This is a genomic window from Maribacter sp. C-4077 (genome assembly GCF_055378385.1).
Genome location: NZ_AP038807.1, coordinates 3301885 through 3326715, shown reverse-complemented (window position 1 = coordinate 3326715; position 24831 = coordinate 3301885). Strand labels below are relative to the sequence as shown.

The following is a 24831-nucleotide window of genomic DNA, read 5'->3' as shown; positions in this document are numbered from 1 at the left end:
TATGTTGAAATACTAAGCGTTTTTTCTATAAAATTTTTTACCTTTTATGAAAACAAATTGTATGTCTAACGTTGAGAACCAAATTTTTTCCTCCTATCAGAGAAACCCTGATTTATATGACGAAATTTACGATAGTAAAGGAAACATAAAGGATATCTATCAAAAGCTTTTTGATATTTATGGCGGGCATTCCATCCAGGATTATATCAACCTTAACTCCAAGGCCAAAGCATCTTTTTTCAATCAGGGAATAACCTTTCAGGTCTATGGTGAGGACAATGTTCAGGAAAAGATTTTTCCCTTCGACCTATTCCCAAGAATTATCGACCCGGAGGAGTGGGACATCATTGAAAGGGGATCCATTCAAAGGGCCAAGGCATTGAACCTTTTTCTGTGGGACATTTACCACGATAAGAATATATTAAAGGATAAGGTCGTTCCCTTGGAACTCATTACGTCTTCGGCCAATTACTTGGATCAAATGAACGGGCTCAATCCACCCGGTGGCATTTACAATCATATATCGGGAACCGATATCATTAAACACAAAGATGGCCAGTATTATGTTTTGGAGGACAATATTAGATGTCCGTCCGGAGTGAGCTACGTAATCTGCAACCGCACGGCCCTGAAACGGGCCCTCTTTGGGGTTTTTAACCATTACCAGACCTATACGGTTACGGACTACGCGGAAAACCTAATGGAGCAATTGGAATCCGTAAAACCAAAAGGTGTAGATATCCCAAATTGCGTTGTTATCACGCCGGGCATGTATAATTCCGCTTTTTATGAACATTCCTACTTGGCAAAGACCATGGGGGTCGAACTTGTAGAAGGACGTGACCTGTTCGTTGAAAACGATTTTGTGTACATGAAGACCATCAAAGGACCTGAAAAGGTGGATGTAATCTACAGGCGAATTGACGATGCATTTTTGGATCCATTGGAGTTTAGGCCGGATTCCGCTTTGGGCGTACCGGGCCTATTCGCCGCTTACAAAAAAGGGAACGTAACACTTGCAAACGCACCTGGCACGGGAGTCGCCGATGATAAAGCGGTTTATACCTATATGCCGGACATCATTAAATATTACCTGAAAGAGGAACCCATCCTAAACAATGTGCATACCTATCATTGTAGCAGACCGGACGAGTTGCAATATGTATTGGAAAATATAAAGGACCTGGTCGTAAAACCTGTGGACGAAGCAGGTGGTTATGGTATCTCCATAGGCAACAGGCTTACCCAACAGGAAATTGAGGAAGTACGAAAACAGATAAAGGAAAATCCAAGAAAATATGTCGCCCAGCCCATCATGTCACTTTCCGTACATCCAACCTATATCGATGATTCCGAATCTTTTGAACAGCGTCATGTAGATCTAAGAACGTTTACCATTCTAGGCAAGGACAAGGAGTTCGTTTTAAAAGGCGGATTGACCCGCGTGGCGTTGAAAAAAGGAAATTTAATCGTGAACTCATCCCAAGGCGGCGGGTCAAAAGACACTTGGGTCTTAAAAAAATAAATACTACATGTTAGCAAGAGTAGCCAATAATCTTTTCTGGATGGGACGATACATTGAACGTTCCGAGCACATTGCGCGTTATATGAACGTCAATTATTTTTCGTCCCTGGACGCACCTAACCAAATTTCCCAGGACAGACAGTTTGTTCTTAGGTCGATGTTGTTTATGGTTGGGGAACCTGATAAGGATTCCAATGGAACACTGGTGGAGGAAGAGGTATTGTTCAAAATTGGCGTGGACCCTAGTTTTGTATCGTCCATTTTGAACAATGTAAAATATGCCAGGGAAAATGCCAACAGTGCACGGGACCTTATTTCTACGGAACTCTATGAATCCATCAACAAATTCTACCATTTTGTCCTAAATTATCCCAAAGAGGTTTTCGTAAGAAGCGGGCTCCATGATTTCACGACCAATGTGACGGAAATGAGCGCTATACTTAGGGGTAAAATTAGGGGTACGCTATTGCACGATTCCGTTTACGCCATCATAATGATGGGCGTAAATATTGAAAGGGCGACACAGATTACCCGTATGATCAATTCCAAATATAACGACGCATTATTGTCTCAAAGCGATTTTGAGGATGGTTTTCGGAAAAGTTTTGAATGGACCACACTACTGAAATGTGCGGAGTCCTATGACATGATGCGCAGGTACTATAAAAAACCGCCTACTAGCATATCCACCTTGGAATTCCTCATTTTGAACCCCAATTGCCCCAGATCCGTCATGAATGCTTTGAACCAGTTTTACGAGCATGTGAAAATTCTAAACCCAGAAAGAAAATACAATAAGGAATCCACAGCGTTTCTGATTGGCCGCGTTCGATCCGAATATGAATTCAAATACATAGAGGAAATTGAAAAGGATATAAAATCCTTTATAGAAAGTATTCTCAAAAGTCTGGAGGAAATCAGCAATAAGGTAGACGAAGAGTTTTTCAACTATTAATGTCTACAAATAGGCTATTTTTACATCCAAGATGTGGAAAGAGCATACCATTCTGTACGAATCCAATACTACTTTTGAAAATGAGGTGGCCGAAGGGTATTGGCAATTCCTGATAATCCCCATGGAAAACGAGTTCCAAGAGATACTGGAATTCGATTTTTCAAACTCCACCCACTGTGTGAACCAATTATCAATAAACGGTTTTGGATTTAAAACCATTAAGGTGCACCCAAAAAAGGCGTTCAGCCAAATTTCCTTTAAAGCTACCTTTAGAGTACGTACTTCCCTGCTACAAATGCCCGAGCCAACGAAGTCCGAGGATATTCTAAACACACTAGAGGAAATCGGCTCCCTCAAATTTCAGGTGCACTTTGAGCGTTTTTTACGGGCAACCCCACTAACGGGATTACCCAAGAACAAAAATGGTAGCTACCAGTTCGACCCAAATAAGGGAATTTTTGAAAACCTTGTAAAGTTGAACTTTTGGATACATTCCCAGTTCCAATTTGTATCGGGAGGACCTGAGGGCACGTCTAGAATGGAGACAATCCAGGTCTTAAAATTGGGCAATTCCAAAGACCTGGCACATCTTTTCTGTACCATGGGCCGATACAATAAAATACCTTGTAGATATGTATCGGGCTTTTTAAATCATGAGAACGGATGCCTTGGCGATGGGCAAATACATGCTTGGGCGGAAGCCTTTGTCCCTGGTTACGGTTGGTTGGGATTTGACCCTACCAACAATAGGGTGGTCAATGCCGATTACATCAAAATCTGCCATGGCAAGGATTCTATGGATTGTTTACCGGAGAAGCGCGTAATCCATTCGGCCGAGAACCATAAAACTACGTATTCCGTTGTCGTTAAAAATCAGCAACGCCTCATACAGCAATAATCGGAACAAACTATATCAAATTTGGTAAAAAAGAATAGTATTTTTACCGAAAATTATCTCAGATGATAGTAACTACAGACCATTATAAAGGTCTTATTGATCGCCTTGGTGCGTTAAGGAGGTATCTTTGACATCGATGCCAAACTTATTGAAATAGAGAACGAGCAGGAAAAGACCTTGGCACCCGATTTTTGGGACAATCCCCAAGAGGCACAGGCACAAATGAAATACATCCAGTCCAAAAAGCAATGGGTGGATGACTTCAATGCCGCCAAGACATTGGTAACCGATCTGGAAGTGCTTATTGAGTTCCTTCAGGAAGGGGAAGTATCGGAGGAAGAAGTAGAAACTCAATATGAAAAAGCCTTGAATTCCTTGGAAAAAATGGAGTTCAAGAATATGCTTTCCGAAGAGGGTGATGAACTTCCCGCCGTACTGCAGATAACCGCAGGTGCGGGCGGTACCGAGAGTTGCGATTGGGCCTCCATGTTAATGCGGATGTACATGATGTGGGCCGAAAAAAATAGATACAAGGTAAAGGAACTGAACTTTCAGGAAGGTGACGTTGCCGGTATTAAAACGGTCACCTTGGAAATTGATGGTGAATATGCGTTTGGATGGCTAAAAGGTGAGAACGGCGTTCACAGATTGGTACGAATTTCCCCGTTTGACAGTAACGCCAAAAGACACACCTCTTTTGTTTCTGTCTATGTGTATCCTTTGGTGGACGACAGTATAGAGATAGACGTAAATCCGGCCGATATCACGATCACCACGGCAAGATCTAGTGGCGCGGGAGGACAGAACGTGAACAAAGTCGAGACAAAGGTGCAATTGGTGCACCATCCCACAGGCATACAAATTTCATGTTCGGACTCCAGAAGTCAGCATGACAATAGGGCCACCGCAATGAAAATGTTGAAGTCTCAACTTTACGAAATAGAACTGCGGAAAAAGATGGAGGCCCGTCAGGAAATAGAGTCCTCCAAAATGAAAATAGAATGGGGTTCGCAAATACGGAATTACGTAATGCACCCCTATAAATTGGTCAAGGATGTGCGAACTGCTGAAGAAACAGGCAACGTGGATGCGGTCATGGATGGGGAGATAGATGCTTTTTTAAAGGCCTACCTTATGATGATGGGACAAAAAGAGGAAGAATAAACACATTATAATTTAACAATGATTAAAATTTATCACAATCCCAGATGTAGAAAATCCAGGGAGGGTCTGGAAATATTGGAGGATTCTGGCAAGGAGTTTGAAGTAGTTAAATATCTGGAGGATGTTCCCTCAAAGGAGGAACTGCGACAAGTTCTTCAGTGTTTGGGTATCTCGGCGGAGAATTTGGTCCGTAAAAACGAGACAATATGGAAAGAGAACTATAGAAATCGTCTTTTGACCGAAGAAGAAATCCTAGATGCCATGATAGAGAACCCAAAACTCATTGAAAGACCGATAGTTATAAAAAACAACACGGCGGTAATAGGTAGGCCACCAGAAAATATTAAGACCCTGATTTCTTAAGGTTCCTTAAAATCGCGGAAACTATTAACAAATAATTAACCAAAGCGACTTAAACCAAAGTTCAATTTCAAAATCAAATATTATGAATAGTACAAAGAAATGGAATCGCTTAAGCATTATCACATTGACCCTATTTCTATTCGCTGGTGTAGAAATATACGCCCAGTTTGGAAATGGTATGGGAGGATATGGTTATGGTAGGGGTTATGGATATGGAAGAGGACGAAGTGCCATACCACAGGCCCAAGAAACTCCCGAAGAGGTAAAGCCCAAGACGGCCGAAGAATTGGTAGACGGTGAAATGCCCTCCATTACAGAGGCCTTGCAATTGAACGATTTTGAAAGTGCCATTCTAAGTTCAATATTGAAAAAATACGTTCAGGAAAGAATTGAGGCACAAATATTAAAACTTCCACCTGAAAAAATGCGTGAGGTCTATGATAAGATTACGCAGCGGCAGGATGAAGAATTAAAAGCAAGTTTACCTCTAGAAAAATATGAGGCATTTGTAGAACTCCAAAAAAACGGAGTGGACAAAACCATAAAAAAGAATAAAAAAGAAAAAAAGAAACAACGAAAGAAAGACAAAAACTAAACCTATGAGAAAACTTTTCCCTTTACTCCTACTATTATTCACTTTACAAGTTATAAGTCAAAGACCAGAAGGAGGCCCAGGGAACGGTCGATCTCCTGTAACGATTACAGGTACGGTTCTAGATGAAGAAAATAACCAACCTTTGGAATATGCAACTTTGGTACTACAAAGTGTTGATAATCCAGAACGGGTTACGGGCGGAATTACGGATATCAACGGTAAATTTTCTGTAGAAGTAGGTCCTGGAAGATACAATGCACGAATAGAATATATCTCTTATAAATCAAAGGAGTTTCCCAATCAAAATTTTACCAAATCCACGGATTTAGGTACCATTAAACTTGCGCTGGATGTTGCACAACTGAACGAAGTAGAGTTAGTTGGAGAACGCACCACCGTAGAGGTACGCTTGGACAAAAAGGTATATAATGTAGGAAAGGATTTAACGAATAGTGGTGCGACCATAAGTGATGCCTTGGATAACATTCCTTCCGTTACGGTGGATGTAGATGGTGCCATAGCCCTTAGAGGAAATGGAAACGTAAGGATATTAATCAATGGTAGACCTTCCGCCCTTGCGGGCTTTGGTTCCACGGATGCACTTAGACAGCTACCTGCTGATGCTATTGAAAAAGTGGAGGTGATTACGAGCCCATCCGCGAGATATGATGCAGAAGGCACCGCCGGTATTTTAAATATCGTTTTAAAGAAAGAAAAGACCCGTGGATTTAATGGTACCATAAATACAACTGTAGGCTATCCAGACGCGTTTTCCATTACTCCAAACCTAAACCTTCGTACGGACAACTTCAATATTTTTACTACTATAGGTTATAGGTATAACAAAGGTCCCGGAAACGGCTTTTTTGACAACACCTATTTTAATGGTGCCTTTGACCGAATTATCGAGGATAGGGATATAAATAGAAACAATAGCGGATTTAATGCCAATTTAGGAATAGAATACTTTCTAACAGATCAATCTTCATTAACCATTAGTGGCTTTGGAAGGTTGAACGATGGAGAAGATGTTACGGATAATAATACAACACGTTTCATAGGTACAAATATTGATAGCAGAACTTTAAGAAGGGAAATTGAATTAGAGGATGAAAAGAGCTATCAACTTTCACTTAATTACAACAATAATTTTAATGATGAAGGACATAAATTAACGGCTGACTTTCAATATTCCTTTGATGAGGAGATAAAACCCATCATAATTAGTGAAGACCAATTTTTTCCTACGGATTCCATTATTGATGCTCAAAACATAGATCAGATTGAATTACAAAATGAAGTACTGGTACAGGTTGATTATGTACTTCCTATGGGAGATGCACAATTTGAGGCGGGCTATAGAGGTAATTTTGAGGAAAACGACAATGACTTCGCCTTGGAGCAACGTAATCCTGATACTGGTGTTTTTGAACCCAATCCTGGCTTGACAAACCGTTTTATCTTTAATCAAAACGTAAATGCGCTGTATACCCAATATGGGAACAAATACGGGAAATTTTCATTTCTTGCTGGTCTAAGACTGGAAAACACACAGTTAAAAGGTCAAGTAACCGGCGTAGATATTGAAACATTACGGGAAATTTTGGGACCGGAAATTGATTTGGATTTCAACAAGAATTATTTGGGCCTTTTCCCTACTTTGAACCTTATTTATGAACTAGCCGAAAACGAAAATATATCTTTGGGTTATAATCGACGTATCAATAGACCTAGGGGATTCTTCATAAACCCATTTCCCTCGTTTTCCAGTAGAACAAATATTTTTCAAGGTAATCCTGATTTGGATCCAGCCTTTGCTAATGCCTATGATATAGGATATCTAAAAAGATGGGAAAAAATTACACTTACAACTTCTGTGTATTATCAAAAAGAGACAAATTCCTTTGAAAGAATCCAAGAAGAAACAGGTCAACTTACAACAGATGGTATCGCAATTATACGCTCTTTGCCCATTAATCTTTCAACCAATGAGCGAATAGGTGGAGAAGTTGGCATACTTTACAACCCCTTTAAATGGTGGAGAATCAACGGAAGTTTTAACTTTTTCCAGTTTAATTCCAGCGGTATATTTAATGGTGTAGATTTTGGCGCCAAAAACACGAGCTGGTTTTCTAGATTTAGTTCCAAGGTTACATTACCAGGAAAAATTGATTGGCAAACAAACGCCTTCTATCGGGGCCCCACAAACAATGCCCAAACAGAAAACGAAGGCATTTTTTCCATAAATCTGGCATTTAGTAAGGACATTCTAAAAGACAATGGCACCATAGCCTTTAATGTTAGCGATTTATTAAACTCAAGAAAGCGTATGTCTTTCACACAGACTCCTACGTTTACTTCAGATAGTGAATTTCAATGGCGGGTAAGGCAATTCAATCTTTCTTTTGTATATCGAATTAACCAGCAAAAGCAGCGTGAAAGAAGACAGCAAAGGGACGACTCCGGAGACGATGAAGAATTTGGAAGTTAATGGAGAAACGAATACAAAAAAAAGGGGAAGCATTTTGCTTCCCCTTTTTAATTACTATATTTTAAGCCTGTCTTGCGGCTTTTTTCTTTTCACGTCTTTCCTTCAAAAGCTCACGAATATTTCCAAACAACCAATATGGTACTACAAAAGTCAACAAGAATATCATTAACCAAAATCCTATGGTAAGTATGGTCAAAAAAGCTAGAAATCCTAAATATTGGTCAAATTCAAACATGATACTTCGTTTTATGTTCCAAAGATACTTTGAAAATGATACATTTTCCAAGTCAAACTTAAAAAAATATTTAATAGGCATTGAAGTCCAAAAAATTGGGCAAACCCCTAAATTTGTTATTCAAAATATTTAACATCATGAATTACAGAATAGAAAAAGACACTATGGGCGAAGTACAAGTGCCCAAGGATAAGTATTGGGGGGCACAAACGGAACGTTCCCGTAATAATTTTAAAATTGGACCTTCGGCATCCATGCCATTGGATATAGTTTACGGTTTTGCGTATTTGAAAAAGTCGGCCGCATATGCCAATTGCGAGTTAGGCGTATTGTCCGAAGCAAAAAGAGACCTAATTTCCCAAGTCTGTGATGAAATTTTGGCTGGTAAACATGATGAACAATTTCCATTGGTAATTTGGCAAACAGGTTCTGGCACCCAAAGTAATATGAACGTGAACGAAGTGATTGCCAACAGGGCCCATGAAATTGCGGGAAAGGTCATCGGGGAAGGTGAAAAGACCATTCAACCCAACGATGATGTCAATAAATCCCAATCTTCAAACGATACCTTCCCAACGGGCATGCACATTGCGGCGTATAAAAAAATCGTGGAGGTAACCGTTCCCGGAGTAAAGCGATTAAGGGATACCTTGGATAAAAAAGCAAAGGAATTTAAGGATGTTGTTAAAATTGGTCGGACACATTTGATGGATGCCACTCCCCTAACCCTTGGGCAGGAATTTTCAGGATATGTTTCCCAATTGGACCATGGGCTAAAGGCATTGCACAACACCTTGGACCACTTGAGCGAACTTGCCTTGGGAGGAACCGCCGTTGGTACCGGACTGAACACACCCGAAGGCTATGACGTACTAGTAGCCAAATACATTGCAGATTTTACCAGTTTACCCTTTAAAACCGCAGAAAACAAATTTGAGGCCCTGGCCGCACACGACGCTATTGTTGAGAGCCATGGGGCACTGAAGCAATTGGCGGTTTCGTTGAACAAAATTGCAAACGACATACGAATGATGGCATCGGGACCAAGATCGGGAATAGGGGAAATAATCATTCCGGCGAACGAACCAGGTAGTTCTATTATGCCGGGCAAGGTAAACCCTACACAATGTGAGGCAATGACCATGGTATGTGCCCAAGTAATGGGCAACGATGTTGCCATTGGGGTTGGAGGTACACAAGGACATTATGAATTGAACGTATTCAAGCCAATGATGGCGGCGAATATTTTACAGTCCGCCCAACTATTGGGGGATGCCTGCATAAGTTTTGAGGAACACTGTGCCTCTGGCATTGAGCCGAATCGTAGTGTCATCAAGCAACTCTTGAACAACTCCTTGATGTTGGTTACAGCCTTGAACACAAAGATAGGATATTACAAAGCGGCCGAAATAGCGAATACGGCCCACAAAAACGGAACCACCTTAAAAGAGGAAGCCGTGAATCTAGGTTATGTAACCGCCGAAGAATATGATGAATGGGTAAAACCTGAAGATATGGTAGGAAGTCTTAAATAAAAATTGTTGTAGAAAATGAAAAGGGCGGTCTACGAAAGACCGCCCTTTTTATATATGTAATGGATAGTGTTCTATTATTTTAAAGCGAACTTGGAAGTTCCCAATAATTTAAGCTTATCATCATACACATTCACCATATAGTTTCCATCTTGGAAATCACTAGCTGGTTTGTTAATGTAATCACAAACATCCAAAGCCTTGTTTTCGTAATAGAATTCCGTAGCCTTACTGTAAGTAATGGAAGCACCTTCATCGTTTGTCTTGGAGAAACTTTCGCCCATAACATTTCCTTGGGGATCCAATACCTCTAAATAAAATTCCCTATCACCGGCTTGGGCGATAACGTTATCGGCAACCGTGAAACAGATCTTAAATTTATCAGTAGCCCTGGCTCTTTGCGTTGAGACCAATTTACCACTATTACGCTCTTTTACGGCATCTACATTAAATTTTGAAAGATTCAAAGCGGAACCTTTGGCAACGGCATCGGCCAGTTGCGTGTTCTGCACAACCAAAGAATCATTGAAAACTGTTTGTTTTTCCAACTCAACATACGTACTGTCACGTTGCATGGCAATCATCGTGTTGGATCGGGTTAAAGAATCCACTTGTTTCAACAATTGCTCTCTTTCGGCCTTAAGTACATCCACTTGTCTTCTATATCTTGACAAAGCGGAAATATCGGCTTTCATTGTTTTTACGGAATCGATATATTTTGCAATATTATCCCTAGCCGTAACCAATTCCTCATTGGTAGCGTTACTTTCTAAAATAGCCTTATCGTATTCGGATTTTAAGCTATTCAAGTCCTCAACCACCAATTCCTTCTCCTTGGTTAGAACGGTTTCAGTCTTTTTCTTATCCTGATAAAGACTTACAGTGTAGATAATAGTACCTAAGAGCACTACACCCAATAAAGCCGCTAGGACTTTCAAACCATTGTTATTTTTTGTTTCGGTCATAATGTAATATTTAATTAATCTTGTTGATTTTCAACTAAAGTGTTTGTTTGTATCACTCTATATACGTACGGATGCGGATTTTAGATTTTTTAATGTTAAATAATTTTAAATCCGTTTTCAAAGACTATGTACTTTTAATACTTTTAAGCATACCACGATTCCAAATATAATGCTGGAAATCATTGCTTTTGAGCCGAAATACAAGGATATTTTTAGGGACTTAAATCTGGCATGGCTAGAGCGATTTTTTTATGTGGAGGATAAAGACCATGAACTTCTCAACGATTGTCAGACACATATCCTGGATAAAGGAGGACTCATATTCATAGGTCTTTGGAACCAAAAACCCGTGAGCTGCTACTCCCTATTGAAAAAGGGGGCCGGAATCTACGAATTGGGAAAAATGGCGGTGGATATGGAATACCAAAGTTTAAAAATCGGCCAACGGATGTTGGCGCACGCCATCGCTTTGGGAAAGCGTAACCAATGGGAGCGTATTGAACTATATTCCAGCACCAAACTGAATCCGGCGCTTCACATATACAGAAAGTTTGGGTTTAGGGAAGTGATTCTGGAAAACAATTCTCCCTATGCACGATCCGATATAAAAATGGAACTATTACTTTAATTAAATCATATTATGAAAAAGAGAAATTTACTTACGATACTATTTTTTTCGGCAACCCTTTTGTTTTCTTGTAAGGACAAGAAAGGGAAAGATGTTGATGCTGTACCAGCATACAATTCTGAAGCAAACATTCCACCCCAATCTCCATCCCAAGTATTGGACAATTTAAAGGTTGTCCCTATTGAACACGCCACAACAGTACTCGAATGGAACGGTGTCACCATTTATGTGGACCCTACCGGAGGGGCGAAAGCTTTTGAAGGTCAAAATGAGCCTAATCTACTATTAATAACCGATATCCATGGCGACCATCTCAATGTGGAAACCTTACAGGAACTGAATACGGACAATGTTGCCATCGTAGTCCCGCAAGCCGTAGCCGACCAACTTCCGGAAGCATTCCATCCACAGTTGAAAATTTTGAATAACGGTGAAACTGCAGCGCTGGAAGGTATAAAAATTGAGGCAATCCCCATGTACAACTTGCGAGAAGAGGCCAAGGATTTTCATGTAAAAGGTAGGGGCAACGGTTATGTCCTCACCTTGGGGGATGAACGCGTTTATTTTTCCGGGGACACTGAGGACATTCCTGAAATGCGAAACCTTCAAAATATAGATAAGGCCTTTGTTTGTATGAACCTGCCGTATACGATGACGGTGGAGAATGCCGCCTCGGCCGTTTTGGATTTTAAACCAGCAGAAGTTTACCCTTATCATTACAGGGGCAGACCAGATGTAAGCGATGTTTCAAAATTCAAGGAACTGGTAAACGCCGGCAATGCCGATATTGAAGTGGTCCAATTGGATTGGTACCCAAATGAAGAATATTGATAAAATGTAACATCACAGTAAGAAATGAGTCTTACTAAATGAAAATTGTTTAATCGACTAAAATAAAACTGTATGAAATTAAAATTCGGAATGTTTCTACTTCCTGTATTATTTCTTTGCATACTTGGTTGTCAAAATCAAGAAGAAAAGAAGGATGCCGATAGTCAGAAAATGGCACAATTCAAGGTACCCGTAGAATATTACACCTTGGACAACGGACTCAAGGTAATCCTTTCGCAGGACAAAACCTCGCCAACAGCCATCGTGGCGGTGTACTACAACATCGGGTTTCGGATAGAACCGAAGGATAGGACCGGATTCGCCCACCTTTTTGAACACATGATGTTCCAAGGCTCCAAAAATTTGGGGAAAATGGAATTCATAAAACTCGTTCAGGAAAACGGAGGCGTCCTTAACGGTTCAACCAGATTTGACTTTACCAACTACTTTGAAATTGTCCCTTCCCATAAATTGGAGACCATGCTATGGGCAGAAGCGGACCGAATGCGAGGTTTGGACATCACCCAGGAAAACCTGACCAACCAACAAGGTGTGGTAAAAAACGAGGTGAAAGTAAACGTTCTAAATCAGCCGTATGGCGGATTCCCATGGTTGGATATGCCACAATATGCCAATTCGAATTGGTACAATGCACACAACTTTTATGGGGACCTGGAAGATTTGGACGCCGCCAATCTGGAAGATGTATCGAGTTTCTTTAAGACCTATTACGCTCCCAACAATGCGGCACTTTCCGTGGTGGGTGATTTTGAAACAGAAGAGACCAAGGCTTGGATTCAAAAATATTTTGGAGATATTCCTGCATCGGATCTACCAGCAAAACCGGATATTTCAGAGCCAAAACAAACGGAGGAAAAAACCTTTGTAAAGGATGATCCCTTGGCCAATAAACCGGCCATAGCCCTAGCCTATCATATGCCGGAAAGAAACTCGCCGGAATATTTTGCCATGGGCCTTTTGGACCAAATTTTGGTTCAGGGAGACAACAGCCTTTTGGCCCAAAAACTGGAAAAGGAAAAAGGGTTTACGTCAAACGTGAGCGGCGGCATCAACTACTTGGGCAATATGTTCAATTACCAAGGTCCCATGCTTTGGATGTACGACCTTACCTATGATACGGATACATCGGAAGAAGAAATTTTGATGGCCATTGATGAAGTCATGAACGGACTAAAGGATTCCATAGACCAACCCACAATAGATCGGGCCATCGTTAAAATCAGGTCACAACTCTATGATGACATTGGCGGAACTTTTGGTTTGGGCCGTGCAGACCTACTTGCTTCCTTTGCATTATTTGATGACAACCCTCAAAGGATAAATACCTTGGAGGATTCCTTTAAGGAAATTACCCCAGAAATCGTCAAGAAAACCATTGACGAATTTTTGACCAAAACAAATAGAACCGTGCTAAGGGTAAATCCCCTTTTGGCAGATAACGATAAAACACAATCCTAATGAAGCGTTCCATTTTATTTATTGTTGCATTAACATTCTCCATGGGAGTTTGGGCACAGGAAAAAGAGATGCCCCCAAAAGGAGGCGAACCTAAAAATTTCACCTTACCTAAAAAAGAAATTGTTTCCTTTGACAACGGACTAGAACTGGTAATGATTCCATACGGATCTATTCCAAAAGCTACGATCCGCTTCAGTATAAAGACTGGGAATATCGATGAGAACGAAAACCAGGTCTGGTTGAGCGATCTTTTGGCCGATTTGCTGGAGGAGGGAAGCATCACGAAAACGAGCAAGCAAATTGCCGACGAAATGGCTGGAATGGGTGGAAACCTGAACATTGGCGTTGGGTTACACACTTCGTCCATAAGCAGTTCCGTACTGTATGAATTCGCCCCGGAAGCGATAAAAGTAATGGCCGATGTCCTTCGAAACCCTAAATTCCCGGAAAGTGAACTGGACAGGTTAAAGGATAACATGAAACGGGACCTTTCGGTACAATTATCCCGACCCCAGGCACAGGCAAACAGGGACTTTTACGCTACAATTTACCCTAACCATCCGTACGGAAGGGTATATCCAACGGATGAATTGATAGATTCCTATACCGTTGCCGATATTAAGTCCTTTTATGACAACCATTTTGGTGCCTTGAGGACTACGGTCTATGTGGCCGGTAATTTTAACGCCGATGAAGTCAAAACAGCGGTGGAAAGTGCCTTGGGCGATTGGAAAAAAGGTACGGAGGCCCAATACAACGTGGCGGAACCCGTAACCGCCAATGAGATAAAAATCATTGACAGACCCGATGCTCCCCAATCTACCATATACTATGGACTCCCCACGGTTGGCCCTTCGGATGCCGATTTTGTGGCATTGGATGTTACCAATTCCATTCTGGGAGGTTCCTTTGCTTCCAGGATAACAAGCAATATCCGTGAGGACAAGGGATATACGTATTCACCTTATAGTAGTTTGGACACCAATTACAAGAGTGGCGTTTGGTACGAATCCGCGGATGTAACTACCGAACACACAGGTGCTTCCTTGGCCGAAATACAAAAAGAAATCAAACGCTTGCAGGATGAACCCCCAACCCAGGAAGAATTGGATGGTATCATTAATTATGAGTCCGGTATCTACGTGCTTCAGAACTCAACACCCAATGGTATCATTGGCCAATTGATATTTTTGGATACGCACGATCTTGACGAGTCCTTTTTGACCAATAAAGTTCAGAACATGCATGCCATTACCCCTGAAAAGGTACAGGAAATGACCCAAAAGTATATCAAGCCGGAAAATATGACCTTGATCGTCGTAGGAGATAAGGCCAAAATACAGGACCAAGTGATGGAAACGGTTCAAAAACCGTTGAAGAAGTAACAAAATAGACCTGTCAGGTTTTGAAAACCTGACAGGTCTTAAATAAGTATGTCAATGAGAGTTCTAACGAATCAATTTTTTATACTTGATTCGCTTCGGCATTAAATCACCTCCAAGTCGTTTCTTCTTATTTTCCTCATAATCAGAAAAGGAACCTTCAAAGAAATAAACCTGTGAGTTCCCTTCAAAGGCCAGGATGTGGGTACAGATACGGTCTAGGAACCACCTATCGTGGGATATCACCACGGCACAACCTGCAAAGTTCTCCAAACCTTCTTCCAAGGCCCTTAAGGTATTTACATCCAAATCGTTCGTAGGTTCATCCAACAACAGCACGTTTCCTTCCTCTTTGAGGGTCATGGCCAAGTGCAGTCGGTTTCGTTCCCCACCGGACAACATGTTTACCTTTTTGTTCTGTTCGCTTCCGGAAAAGTTGAACCGACTTAAATAGGCCCTAGAATTTACCTGTCTTCCCCCCATCATGATCAATTCCTGCTCGTCACTGAAATTTTGCCAGATAGTTTTTTCGGGGTCAATATTGGAATGACTTTGATCCACGTAGGCAATCTTTGCAGTATCGCCAACCACAAATTCACCTTTATCAGGGGTTTCCTCACCCATTATCATCCTAAAAATGGTGGTCTTACCTGCTCCGTTGGGACCTATGATTCCCACAATTCCGGCTTGCGGTAACCTAAAGTTTAGATCTTCATATAATAGTTTGTCGCCATATGCCTTGCTAACACCTTTTGCTTCAATCACATTCGTTCCCAAACGAGGGCCATTGGGAATATAGATTTCTAGTTTCTCGTCCAGTTGTTTTTGGTCCTGGCTCATCAACTTATCGTAATTATTGAGTCGGGCCTTCTGTTTGGTCTGTCTGCCCTTAACACCTTGCCGTACCCATTCCAACTCTCGCTCCAGGGTCTTCTGGCGTTTGGAGGCCGTTTTGCTTTCTTGGGCCAAGCGTTTTGATTTTTGATCCAACCAAGAGGAATAGTTTCCTTTCCAAGGGATACCTTCCCCCCTATCCAATTCCAAGATCCAACCGGCCACATTGTCCAAGAAATATCGGTCGTGGGTCACGGCAATGACCGTACCTTTATATTGGGCCAAATGATGTTCCAACCAGTGTACGGATTCTGCATCCAAATGGTTGGTAGGCTCATCCAACAAAAGAATTTCGGGTTCCTGAAGCAGCAATCGGCACAGCGCTACCCTTCTTCTTTCCCCTCCTGACAATACTCCTATTTTCTTATCGCCCTCAGGGGTTCTGAGTGCATCCATGGCAATCTCCAGCTTGGTGTCCAATTCCCAAGCGTTGGAAGCATCTATCTTATCCTGAAGTGCGGCCTGCTTGTCCATCAACTTCTGCATTTTATCGGCGTCCTCATACACCTCTGGAAGGCCGAACATGTCGTTGATTTTATTATATTCATCCAGAATAGCCACCGTTTCCGCTACACCTTCCTTTACCACTTCCAAGACGGTCTTGTTATCGTCCAATTCAGGTTCCTGTTCCAAATAACCCACATTGTAACCTGGTGAAAAGACCACATCCCCCTGGAAATTCTTGTCCTTGCCGGCGATGATTTTAAGCAACGTGGATTTTCCGGAACCATTAAGTCCCAAAATCCCGATTTTGGCACCGTAAAAGAAACTCAAGTAAATATCCTTTAAAACAGGAGTATTGGCCGTTTTGAACGTTTTGGTCACACCGGACATTGAGAAAATGACCTTCTTATCGTCAGACATAAAAATCTATAAGTTAGTTGTTAGTGAATAGTAAGTCGTTGTTAGTTGTTGGTTGTTGGTTGTTGGTTGTTGGTTGTTGGTTGTTGGCTAAAGAAAAAACAGTTGTATACATTAGCTTTTTGCTTTTTTCAAAAAAAATAAAACTCAGAACTTTGAACTCTTAACTCATCACATGTAAACCTAAACCCTTCCTTTTAGGGCATTAAAAACCCAGGCAATGGCAAAAAATCCTATGCCGACCGAAGCAAAGCCCCATCCTGCAACTTCATTATATCGAAAAGCTCCAAGAGCTATTAAAATCAACCCGACCAAAATCATGATAAAAGTGGCCCATGCCAACACAGTGTTCTTGTTCATTCCCATCTTTCCTTAAGTTTTAAGCGAACATCAAATATCGTAATTTTTAATATGCCTTTCCAATTTTAAATCTGATTATTATAATTCAAAAGGGAATTTAATGTCTGTTTTCTGTCGTATGGTATCCATCAAATAAATCAGGTCCAAACTATTTTGATGGCTCCATAAATCGCTTTCCAACTTGCCGGCTTGTAAACACTTATGTACTTCTTCGATTTCATGTGCATATCCCTTCCCTATTTTAGGTAATTCCAAGGTCTTTGTTTCCCCATCCTTGACCAACGTGTAACTGGTAGCTTCGTGCCACCTTGGATTGATAAAAACCGACCCTTTGTTTCCCGAAATTTCACTTTTCATTTCTGAGTCGGAAGTTAGTCCGCTATATAACATAGCGTGTGCATTGTGATAGTCGAAAATCATACTACATTGTTTTTCTACACCCGTTTCATGAAAATGAACTTTCGCCAAGATATCGGCAGGCATTCCAAGCATTAAATATGCTAAAAAAATTGGGTATATGCCTATATCCAATAAAGAACCGCCGGCCAATTCAGGATTGAGCAATCGTCCCTTTTCATCGCGATCTAAGGCATAAAATGCAAAATCTGAATATAGGTATCCAACATCCCCTATCTCACCTGAGTCAACAAGTTCCTTAACGGCATTTATAGTGGGGTTGAATCGGGACCAAAGGGCCTCCATTAAGAATACCTTGTTCTTTTTGGCAGCTTCTATCATTCGCTCTACTTCCGACTTGTTAACACCCATAGGCTTTTCACAAAGTACATGTTTACCTGCCTCCATTGCACTGATGGCCACCTCGGCATGATACGTATGCGGCGTAGCGATATATATAACGTCAACCGTATCACTTTCAAAAAGAGCATCATAACTCCCAAATACATGGGGAGCCCCATATTCGTCAGCAAATTTCTTAGCCCTTTCAAGACTTCTAGAACCTACAGCTGTAAGTTTACCTCCGGAAACCAAGACTAAATCCTTTGAAAACGAATGTGCTATTTTACCGGCACCTACAATACCCCATCTTACCATACTTTTATATTTTGTTTACAATTTACCCAAATTTAACTCCTTATCTTTAGCCTAAGAAATGAAAACGGACAGAATGGACCTTAAATTCAATCAAAACGAGGATAAAAATAAACTCCTATTATCCGAATTACGGAAAAAGCTTGCCCAGGTTCAACTTGGCGGCGGAAATGCGAAAATTGCAAAACAACACGAACAGGGAAAATTAACCGCTCGAGAGCGAATTGCCTATTTATTAGATCCAAAATCCGAACAGATTGAAATTGGAGCATTTGCCGGGGAAGGCATGTACGAGGAACATGGAGGATGCCCTTCAGGTGGGGTCATAGTCACCATCGGATATATAAAGAAGATACTATGCATCGTGGTCGCCAATGATGCAACGGTAAAGGCCGGAGCATGGTTTCCCATTACTGCCAAGAAAAACCTTCGGGCTCAGGAAATAGCCATAGAGAATAAACTTCCTATTATTTATTTGGTAGATAGCGCAGGGGTTTATTTGCCCATGCAGGATGAAATTTTTCCCGATAAAGAACACTTTGGGCGCATCTTCAGGAACAATGCGATCATGAGCAGCATGGGTATTACCCAGATATCGGCCGTTATGGGCAGCTGTGTGGCCGGTGGCGCGTATTTGCCCATCATGAGCGATGAAGCCTTAATTGTTGACAAAACAGGAAGTATTTTTCTAGCCGGTAGCTACTTGGTAAAGGCGGCCATTGGGGAGAGTATCGATAACGAAACCTTGGGAGGTGCTACGACACATTGCGAAATTAGTGGGGTTACCGATTACAAATCCAAGGACGATAAGGATGCCTTGGATACCATCAAGAACATCATGGACAAAATTGGGGATTTTCCACTGGCCGGATTCAACCGTTCCAAAGCTATAAAACCAAAAGAAAACCCTGAAGATATTTATGGAATACTACCCGGTTCCAGAACCGAGCAATATGATATGATGGAAATCATCAAGCGATTGGTGGACGATTCTCAATTTGAACCGTACAAGGATGGCTACGGACAGACCATTATTACAGGCTATGCCCGAATTGACGGGTGGGCCGTAGGTATTGTTGCCAACCAACGCAAGGTGGTGAAAAACGGAAAGGGTGAAATGCAGTTTGGGGGCGTCATCTATTCCGATTCTGCAGATAAAGCCACCCGATTTATCGCCAATTGCAACCAGAAAAAAATACCCTTGGTGTTTCTACAGGATGTTACCGGATTTATGGTGGGCAGCAAGAGTGAGCACGGAGGCATTATAAAGGACGGGGCAAAAATGGTGAATGCCGTCAGTAATTCCATCGTACCAAAATTTACGGTCGTTATTGGAAACAGCTACGGTGCCGGTAATTATGCCATGTGCGGAAAAGCTTACGACCCCAGATTGATCGTAGCCTGGCCCAGTGCGGAATTGGCGGTAATGAGCGGTAATTCAGCAGCAAAGGTATTACTGCAAATTGAAACGGCCTCCTTAAAAAAGAAAGGCGAAACAATCACCGAGAAAAAGGAGAAAGCCTTATTCGACAAAATAAAGAAGCGCTATGATGATCAGGTGTCACCGTATTACGCTGCTTCACGTCTCTGGACCGATGCCGTTATAGACCCAAAAGACACACGTAAATGGATATCCATGGGCATTGAGGCTGCCAATCATGCGCCTATTGAAAAACCATTTAATATGGGTTTGTTGCAGGTTTAAGGATATAATTCAATCAATTAGGCGCATCAAGGCATTGGCAAATTGCTGGTCGCTTCCCTCCAGAATCATATTTTTAAAACCTTCCTTGGAAAACATAATGACATCCTTTTTTTCTGCATGGATGACATATCTACCCGAATCATCCGTTTTTGTGGTTTCCCTGGTACGCTGGTTTTTAACGGTTACATCGGCAAGCATTGATCCATTGTGAATCGCAAAACCGGATAGCATGCGTAATTTTCTTCTAGCTTTCTCTACCTTCACTTCATATCGCTTGGCCTTTTCTTGGGAAACATAGGGCGAGGTTTCCAAATAATAGGCCATATTGACATCGCTTACCTTTTGCCATTTGTCCTGACTGGTATATTTCCGATAGGAACCATAATCACTGTCCGCAGCGGCAAGAACCAATTCAATTTCACTATCGCCATATACTTTTAATAGTTCCAGCGATATGTAAAAGTCATCGGTTACAGAGATAATAAAAGGCTCTAAATCCACATCCTTAAATCCCCGACCTTTTGTAAGTGTCGTTAGGATATCCTTGCCGGATTTGTTGAGATTGGTTAGAGGTTTTCCTAATGGACCATCACTATCATAGACATTAATGCGGACTAAAATACTATCGGATGGATTACTCCATACTTCAAATTCAAGGGAATTCAATTGCCTCGGTCCTTTTGAAGTTCTAATTTTAGTGGCCAATTCCCCTCCCAATGCCACATTGTCCTTCCAATACCCCAAACTGGGCGACCCATTGTTTTGATAGCCAATATATTCCTTTATTGGAACCAAGGTAGTATTTGTTACCTCAACCTCATCCAAACTAATTTCTGCTGGATTCAAGATTAGTTTTGGATATTCGTTGTATTCAAACTCAATTTTTGAAACTGGTATCCGAATTGTTTCATAACCCAAACAAGATATTTGGATGTAGTCCCCATTCCCATATTTTGAAGTCTCCAAAGGAAGATGAAAAATCCCATTTTCATCCGATACGGTACCTACGCCCTTATCCAAAATACCAATATTCACATAAGGAACGGGTTCTCCTGTTTTTGCATCAACGGTTTGTCCCTTGTAATCTCTTTGGCCAAAACCTGCAAAATACAGAGCCAAAAAAAGTACAAGGGACAATTTTTTAAAACATATCGTATCCAATATTTGCATTAATTTAAGGCAACGCCCTTGGCATTGGAAACACTAAATAGCTTTTGATTTACCTCCTTTAACTGTAGCGGAAACAGTTTAACTTCCTTTAGCTGCTTATCACTACCATAGTCACTGTAGATAGTTGTCTTCAAAAATGTTGGTGTCAAACTCTTATTTCCCAAATATTTGGCATTCACCGTCCAAGTGCCAGGCAAATCTTCATCTATAACCACTTCCATAGTTGAAAAACCATATTTTTTTTCCCTTTGTATGAGATCACTATTGTCCTGTAAAGTATGTTTCCAAACATGGGATTGTCCCACAGGACTAACAAATTGCAGTTCAAATTCAGCCTCACCATCGTTCCATTCAAATACCAGCCGAGTACCTTTTTTTAGAGGTTTTTCCAAATTAGACTCATTGTTTAATTGTCTCTCTACCAAAACATTTTCCATGGATATCAGATTATTGAATTCCGTGGACATAATCTCTTGTACACTTTGAATATCCGCTTCCATAAAACCTTCATCCAATAGGTAGTTGTATCTGGCATGAATGGCCGCTGCCTGATTGACTTCTCCCAATTCCCTATAACTCCTTGCCATATCCAAGTAACTTTGTGCATAATGAGGTCTTAACAAGAAAATTTCCTTATAAATGTCATTTGCTTTCTTCCTTTCACCTTGCACTTCGTATTGATAAGCCAAAGCTTTTAAAAGAACCGGATTATTTCGAAACTCAGAATAATGCTCATTAACTATTTGTTGTGCAAATTCCGGATCATTCATTTCAGTTGCAAAAAAGTCTTGGGCATCAAGAACAAAATAGGGTGCACCACCATACTTTTCAGACCACTTAATATATTGAGACTTTGCCATTCCCAAGGATGTACTTGCGTACAATGATTTTTTATATTCTGGCCAATTGTTACGAATGACGTCCATTCCTACGGCGTCTCCATCATAAAACTCGCTATTACCCAAATATTTTTTAGCATGGAATTCAGGAGTCGGTGGTCCAGAAAATGTATTGATAACAACTACCCCTCCAGAACCTAGAGATCCATATTTGACTGTCATTGATAGACTCGTAATAATGGCGATACGTTTAATATTCCCTATGTCAAGCCATGTAGGAAAGTTAGTGAAGACTTGTCCGTCCACATCAAATATCGCAGGTTGGGGCGCAGCCGTCATTGAGGCTCCTCTCATCAAAAATACGGGCACCCCGCTTGCAAGATTTTGTAAAATACCCGTTGAAACTCCAGGAAACCTGTTTTGCAAAAGATTTGCCAACCCAAGGTTTACCGGCATGATTTCATCTTGCTCCAAAAATAGTATGTTTCCTGCAGTCCTATCCCCATCTATAAAACCGTAGGCACTTTGGATACCATTTCTGCGCTCAAAATATCTTTGTGCCATTACATTTGCGGATATTCTGTTACTGCTTTCCACTATTACCTCATCCAATTGATTTACATATGGATACAAGATAGGATTGATATAACGGGTAACATCCTCAATTTGAATACTAACGGTCTTCATTCCTGCGTATGTAAACATGAGTATGTCACCAGTTTGAGCATTTATGGTATAGTTCCCGTCCAAACTTGAAAATGTTGAGGAATCATCCTTATCCTTAATGCTTATCATAACATCTTCCAAAGGACCCGAACTATCCGATACTTTACCAGAAATTTCCCGAAGGTTTTGTGCCCAGCCCAATGAACAGGACAATAATAACAGAAATAATGTAGTAAGCTTAGCGTTTTTCATGACCGTAGTTTTATAATTATCCAAATGTTTTACATCTATGATAGTACTTGTAATATAAAAAGGTTGTTTAATGTTTAAATTAAATCTTACCTCGATGCAATCCGGGAAGCAATATTCAAGGAGAACAGTTCTTGGTTTACTTCCCTAGTCGACAACTTGAACACCTTGATCTCCTTGCGTTGGGAGGCGCTTCCGTAATTATGGTAGACCGTTGCCTTCAGATAGGTAGGCGTAAGGCTTTTGTTGCCCAAATAGTTAAGATTCACTTTCCAGGTGCCGGGCAACGAATCGTCTATCAAATATTCAGTAACGGAGTAGCCCACCTTCTTTTCGTCCTTTATGCGGTCCGCGTTATCCTTCAAGCTATGTTGCCACTTGAAATATTGGTTCTCCGGATTCACGAACTGGAGGTCAAACTCCGCCTCGCTATCCGCCCACTCGAATACCAGGCGCGTTCCCTTGAAGTCGTCCTCCAGGGCATACTTCCTAAGATTCTTCTTGGACATCAAATCTCCGCCCTTAAGGGCGATGAGGTTGTTGAGCTCCCTGTCCATTAGACCCGTAAACTCCCCGCGCTCGTCGTTCATGAAGCCGTTCTCCAATAGATAACCATAACGGGAGTGCAGGCCTACCGCCTTCTGGTAGTCCCCGATCTGCCTATAGCTGTTGGCCAAGTCGAGGTAGGACTGCGCATAATGCGGCCTTAATATGAAGACTTCCTTGTATAGCTCATTGGCCTTACCATATTCCTCGAAATTGTCATGGACATAGGCCAGGGATTTCAGGGCCACGGAGTTATCATTGAAACGCCCAAAATTCTCCCGGATTAAAGCCTCCGCAAAGGTTTCGTTTCCACGCTCCATGAAGAACCGGTAACTATCCACCAAAAAATAGTACGACCCGGAATATTTGGACAGGTAGTTCCCGAAAACCGTTTCCGCCGCATCATCCGTCGTACTGGCATGGAGCTCCTTTAGGTATTCCGGAGCATTTTTCATAAGACTTTGCTGGCTAACAGCTCCGTGGTCATAAAAGTTGTTGCGTAGCCTAACCTGGTCCACTAGGGTTTTGGGGTACTGTGTACCGGAGACCGTGTTGATAACCACTACCCCGCCAGAGGCAAGTCCGCCATACTTTGTGGCCGTAGCGAAATTGTTAAGGATGGCCAGCCTCTTGATGTTGTTCACGTCCACCCAAATTGGGGTGTTTGTGAAAATTTGCCCATCTATATCATAGATTGCCGCCGCATCAAATGATATAGACCCCACACCCCGAATAATAATGTCACCTCCATTATAACAGTCTCCATTTACAATAACACCTGGAAATTCGTTTCTAACAACATCCAGGATACAGATTCCAATAGGCATTATATCATTCTCGTTAAGCATCATGATACGACCTGGGGCCCTATCCGCATCCAAGATTCCATAAGCCGTTTTAATCAAACGTTTGTTCGTGGCATATTCCTTTTGTAAGTCTTCTTGTGATTTTCGACCACTTTTTGTGACCGTCACCTCTTCTAGCTGCTCTATTTTCGGATACATGGTAATATTCAGGATACGGGTTACATCCTCGACCATGATTTCTACCGGTTCCATGCCGGTATAGGAAAAAGTCAAGGTCTCACCTGAAACAACTCCTATACTGTACTTACCATCCTTATCCGTGTACACCGCGTTTTGCGTAGCCGATGTCGTTATGGCAACGTTTGCCATTGGAGCGGAATTATCTTTTACAATTCCCTTAATAATTTTAGAATCCACTTGTTGCGCAAATGACATCAATGGAATAATGCAGAAAAAAAGAAGCAATTTTTTCATAATGTATTGATTTAGTGTATAAAAGTTACAAATAAATCAATACAGCCGATGAAAAGATTTAACTATTAACACATTGTTAACAGTAATAATCCCAATATCAATAGTATTACTATTAAATCAATCGATATTCTACTTTGTATTTTTTTGCCCAGTGAAAATAGTAATGTA

At 41.2% G+C, this 24831-nt stretch carries 21 protein-coding genes; 13 read left to right on the top strand and 8 right to left on the bottom strand.

Annotation, left to right across the window (positions count from 1 at the left end):
- Positions 1-61: 61 nt before the first annotated feature.
- The 7 genes from ACZ41C_RS14240 (at position 62) to ACZ41C_RS14210 (ending at position 7991) form a co-directional block, all read left to right on the top strand.
- Entirely contained in the window at positions 62-1525 is a 1464-nt protein-coding gene (locus ACZ41C_RS14240; RefSeq protein WP_464562366.1) for a circularly permuted type 2 ATP-grasp protein, read from the top strand.
- Positions 1526-1532: 7 nt separating this feature from the next.
- On the top strand, positions 1533-2480 hold the full coding sequence (locus ACZ41C_RS14235; RefSeq protein ID WP_138258360.1) for an alpha-E domain-containing protein: 948 nt from the start codon (positions 1533-1535) through the stop codon (positions 2478-2480).
- A 31-nt stretch (positions 2481-2511) separates the two neighbouring features.
- Positions 2512-3378 (top strand): transglutaminase-like domain-containing protein, encoded by an 867-nt coding sequence (locus ACZ41C_RS14230; RefSeq protein WP_138258359.1) that lies wholly within the window; start codon positions 2512-2514, stop codon positions 3376-3378.
- 65 nt (positions 3379-3443) lie between these two features.
- Positions 3444-4542 (top strand): peptide chain release factor 2 gene (gene prfB / locus ACZ41C_RS14225; protein WP_154920312.1). Its coding sequence is split into 2 segments (ribosomal slippage): positions 3444-3506 and positions 3508-4542, totalling 1098 coding nucleotides; the frame shifts between segments, so codons are not numbered across the junction.
- Positions 4543-4560: 18 nt separating this feature from the next.
- Positions 4561-4905 carry an arsenate reductase (glutaredoxin) gene (gene arsC / locus ACZ41C_RS14220; RefSeq protein ID WP_464562363.1) on the top strand — a complete coding sequence of 115 codons (345 nt, stop codon included), beginning with the start codon at positions 4561-4563 and terminating at the stop codon, positions 4903-4905.
- Between the two features lie 82 nt (positions 4906-4987).
- Positions 4988-5500: a hypothetical protein gene (locus ACZ41C_RS14215; RefSeq protein WP_138258357.1), complete on the top strand. Its 513-nt coding sequence runs from the start codon at positions 4988-4990 to the stop codon at positions 5498-5500.
- A gap of 4 nt (positions 5501-5504) precedes the next feature.
- On the top strand, positions 5505-7991 hold the full coding sequence (locus tag ACZ41C_RS14210) for a TonB-dependent receptor domain-containing protein (RefSeq protein ID WP_138258356.1): 2487 nt from the start codon (positions 5505-5507) through the stop codon (positions 7989-7991).
- A 61-nt stretch (positions 7992-8052) separates the two neighbouring features.
- On the opposite strand, the gene ACZ41C_RS14205 is transcribed toward ACZ41C_RS14210, so the two are convergent.
- Complete coding sequence (locus tag ACZ41C_RS14205) at positions 8053-8226, bottom strand: hypothetical protein (protein WP_162850213.1); 174 nt, start codon at positions 8224-8226, stop codon at positions 8053-8055.
- A 137-nt stretch (positions 8227-8363) separates the two neighbouring features.
- Between ACZ41C_RS14205 and fumC the strand changes: the two genes are divergently transcribed.
- The gene (fumC, locus tag ACZ41C_RS14200) at positions 8364-9761 is read left to right on the top strand and encodes a class II fumarate hydratase (RefSeq protein WP_464562360.1); all 1398 of its coding nucleotides are present in this window, start codon (positions 8364-8366) and stop codon (positions 9759-9761) included.
- A 74-nt stretch (positions 9762-9835) separates the two neighbouring features.
- Here fumC and ACZ41C_RS14195 read toward each other — a convergent pair whose 3' ends face one another.
- Positions 9836-10723, bottom strand: coding sequence for a hypothetical protein (locus ACZ41C_RS14195; protein WP_138258354.1), 888 nt, complete (start codon positions 10721-10723; stop codon positions 9836-9838).
- A gap of 169 nt (positions 10724-10892) precedes the next feature.
- On the opposite strand from ACZ41C_RS14195, the gene ACZ41C_RS14190 reads away from it, so the two are divergent.
- From ACZ41C_RS14190 to ACZ41C_RS14175, 4 genes are all read left to right on the top strand, one after another.
- Complete coding sequence (locus ACZ41C_RS14190; protein WP_464562358.1) at positions 10893-11351, top strand: GNAT family N-acetyltransferase; 459 nt, start codon at positions 10893-10895, stop codon at positions 11349-11351.
- Between the two features lie 12 nt (positions 11352-11363).
- The gene (locus tag ACZ41C_RS14185) at positions 11364-12182 is read left to right on the top strand and encodes an MBL fold metallo-hydrolase (protein WP_138258352.1); all 819 of its coding nucleotides are present in this window, start codon (positions 11364-11366) and stop codon (positions 12180-12182) included.
- Positions 12183-12254: 72 nt separating this feature from the next.
- The gene (locus tag ACZ41C_RS14180; protein WP_138258351.1) at positions 12255-13661 is read left to right on the top strand and encodes a M16 family metallopeptidase; all 1407 of its coding nucleotides are present in this window, start codon (positions 12255-12257) and stop codon (positions 13659-13661) included.
- Positions 13661-15046 carry a M16 family metallopeptidase gene (locus tag ACZ41C_RS14175; RefSeq protein WP_464562355.1) on the top strand — a complete coding sequence of 462 codons (1386 nt, stop codon included), beginning with the start codon at positions 13661-13663 and terminating at the stop codon, positions 15044-15046. Before ACZ41C_RS14180 ends, ACZ41C_RS14175 begins: the two co-directional genes overlap by 1 nt.
- A gap of 63 nt (positions 15047-15109) precedes the next feature.
- On the opposite strand, the gene ettA is transcribed toward ACZ41C_RS14175, so the two are convergent.
- From ettA to ACZ41C_RS14160, 3 genes are all read right to left on the bottom strand, one after another.
- Entirely contained in the window at positions 15110-16801 is a 1692-nt protein-coding gene (ettA, locus tag ACZ41C_RS14170) for an energy-dependent translational throttle protein EttA (protein ID WP_138258349.1), read from the bottom strand.
- A gap of 180 nt (positions 16802-16981) precedes the next feature.
- Positions 16982-17158, bottom strand: coding sequence for a CAL67264 family membrane protein (locus ACZ41C_RS14165; RefSeq protein WP_240042728.1), 177 nt, complete (start codon positions 17156-17158; stop codon positions 16982-16984).
- A gap of 78 nt (positions 17159-17236) precedes the next feature.
- Positions 17237-18211 (bottom strand): Gfo/Idh/MocA family protein, encoded by a 975-nt coding sequence (locus ACZ41C_RS14160; RefSeq protein WP_464562352.1) that lies wholly within the window; start codon positions 18209-18211, stop codon positions 17237-17239.
- Between the two features lie 73 nt (positions 18212-18284).
- Here ACZ41C_RS14160 and ACZ41C_RS14155 point away from each other — a divergent pair, with 73 nt between their 5' ends.
- Positions 18285-19913 carry an acyl-CoA carboxylase subunit beta gene (locus tag ACZ41C_RS14155; protein ID WP_138258473.1) on the top strand — a complete coding sequence of 543 codons (1629 nt, stop codon included), beginning with the start codon at positions 18285-18287 and terminating at the stop codon, positions 19911-19913.
- Between the two features lie 9 nt (positions 19914-19922).
- On the opposite strand, the gene ACZ41C_RS14150 is transcribed toward ACZ41C_RS14155, so the two are convergent.
- The 3 genes from ACZ41C_RS14150 to ACZ41C_RS14140 form a co-directional block, all read right to left on the bottom strand.
- Entirely contained in the window at positions 19923-21083 is a 1161-nt protein-coding gene (locus ACZ41C_RS14150; RefSeq protein ID WP_464562350.1) for a carboxypeptidase-like regulatory domain-containing protein, read from the bottom strand.
- Entirely contained in the window at positions 21083-22840 is a 1758-nt protein-coding gene (locus ACZ41C_RS14145) for a hypothetical protein (protein WP_464562348.1), read from the bottom strand. Before ACZ41C_RS14145 ends, ACZ41C_RS14150 begins: the two co-directional genes overlap by 1 nt.
- A gap of 86 nt (positions 22841-22926) precedes the next feature.
- Positions 22927-24663: a carboxypeptidase-like regulatory domain-containing protein gene (locus ACZ41C_RS14140; RefSeq protein ID WP_464562346.1), complete on the bottom strand. Its 1737-nt coding sequence runs from the start codon at positions 24661-24663 to the stop codon at positions 22927-22929.
- Positions 24664-24831: the final 168 nt, after the last annotated feature.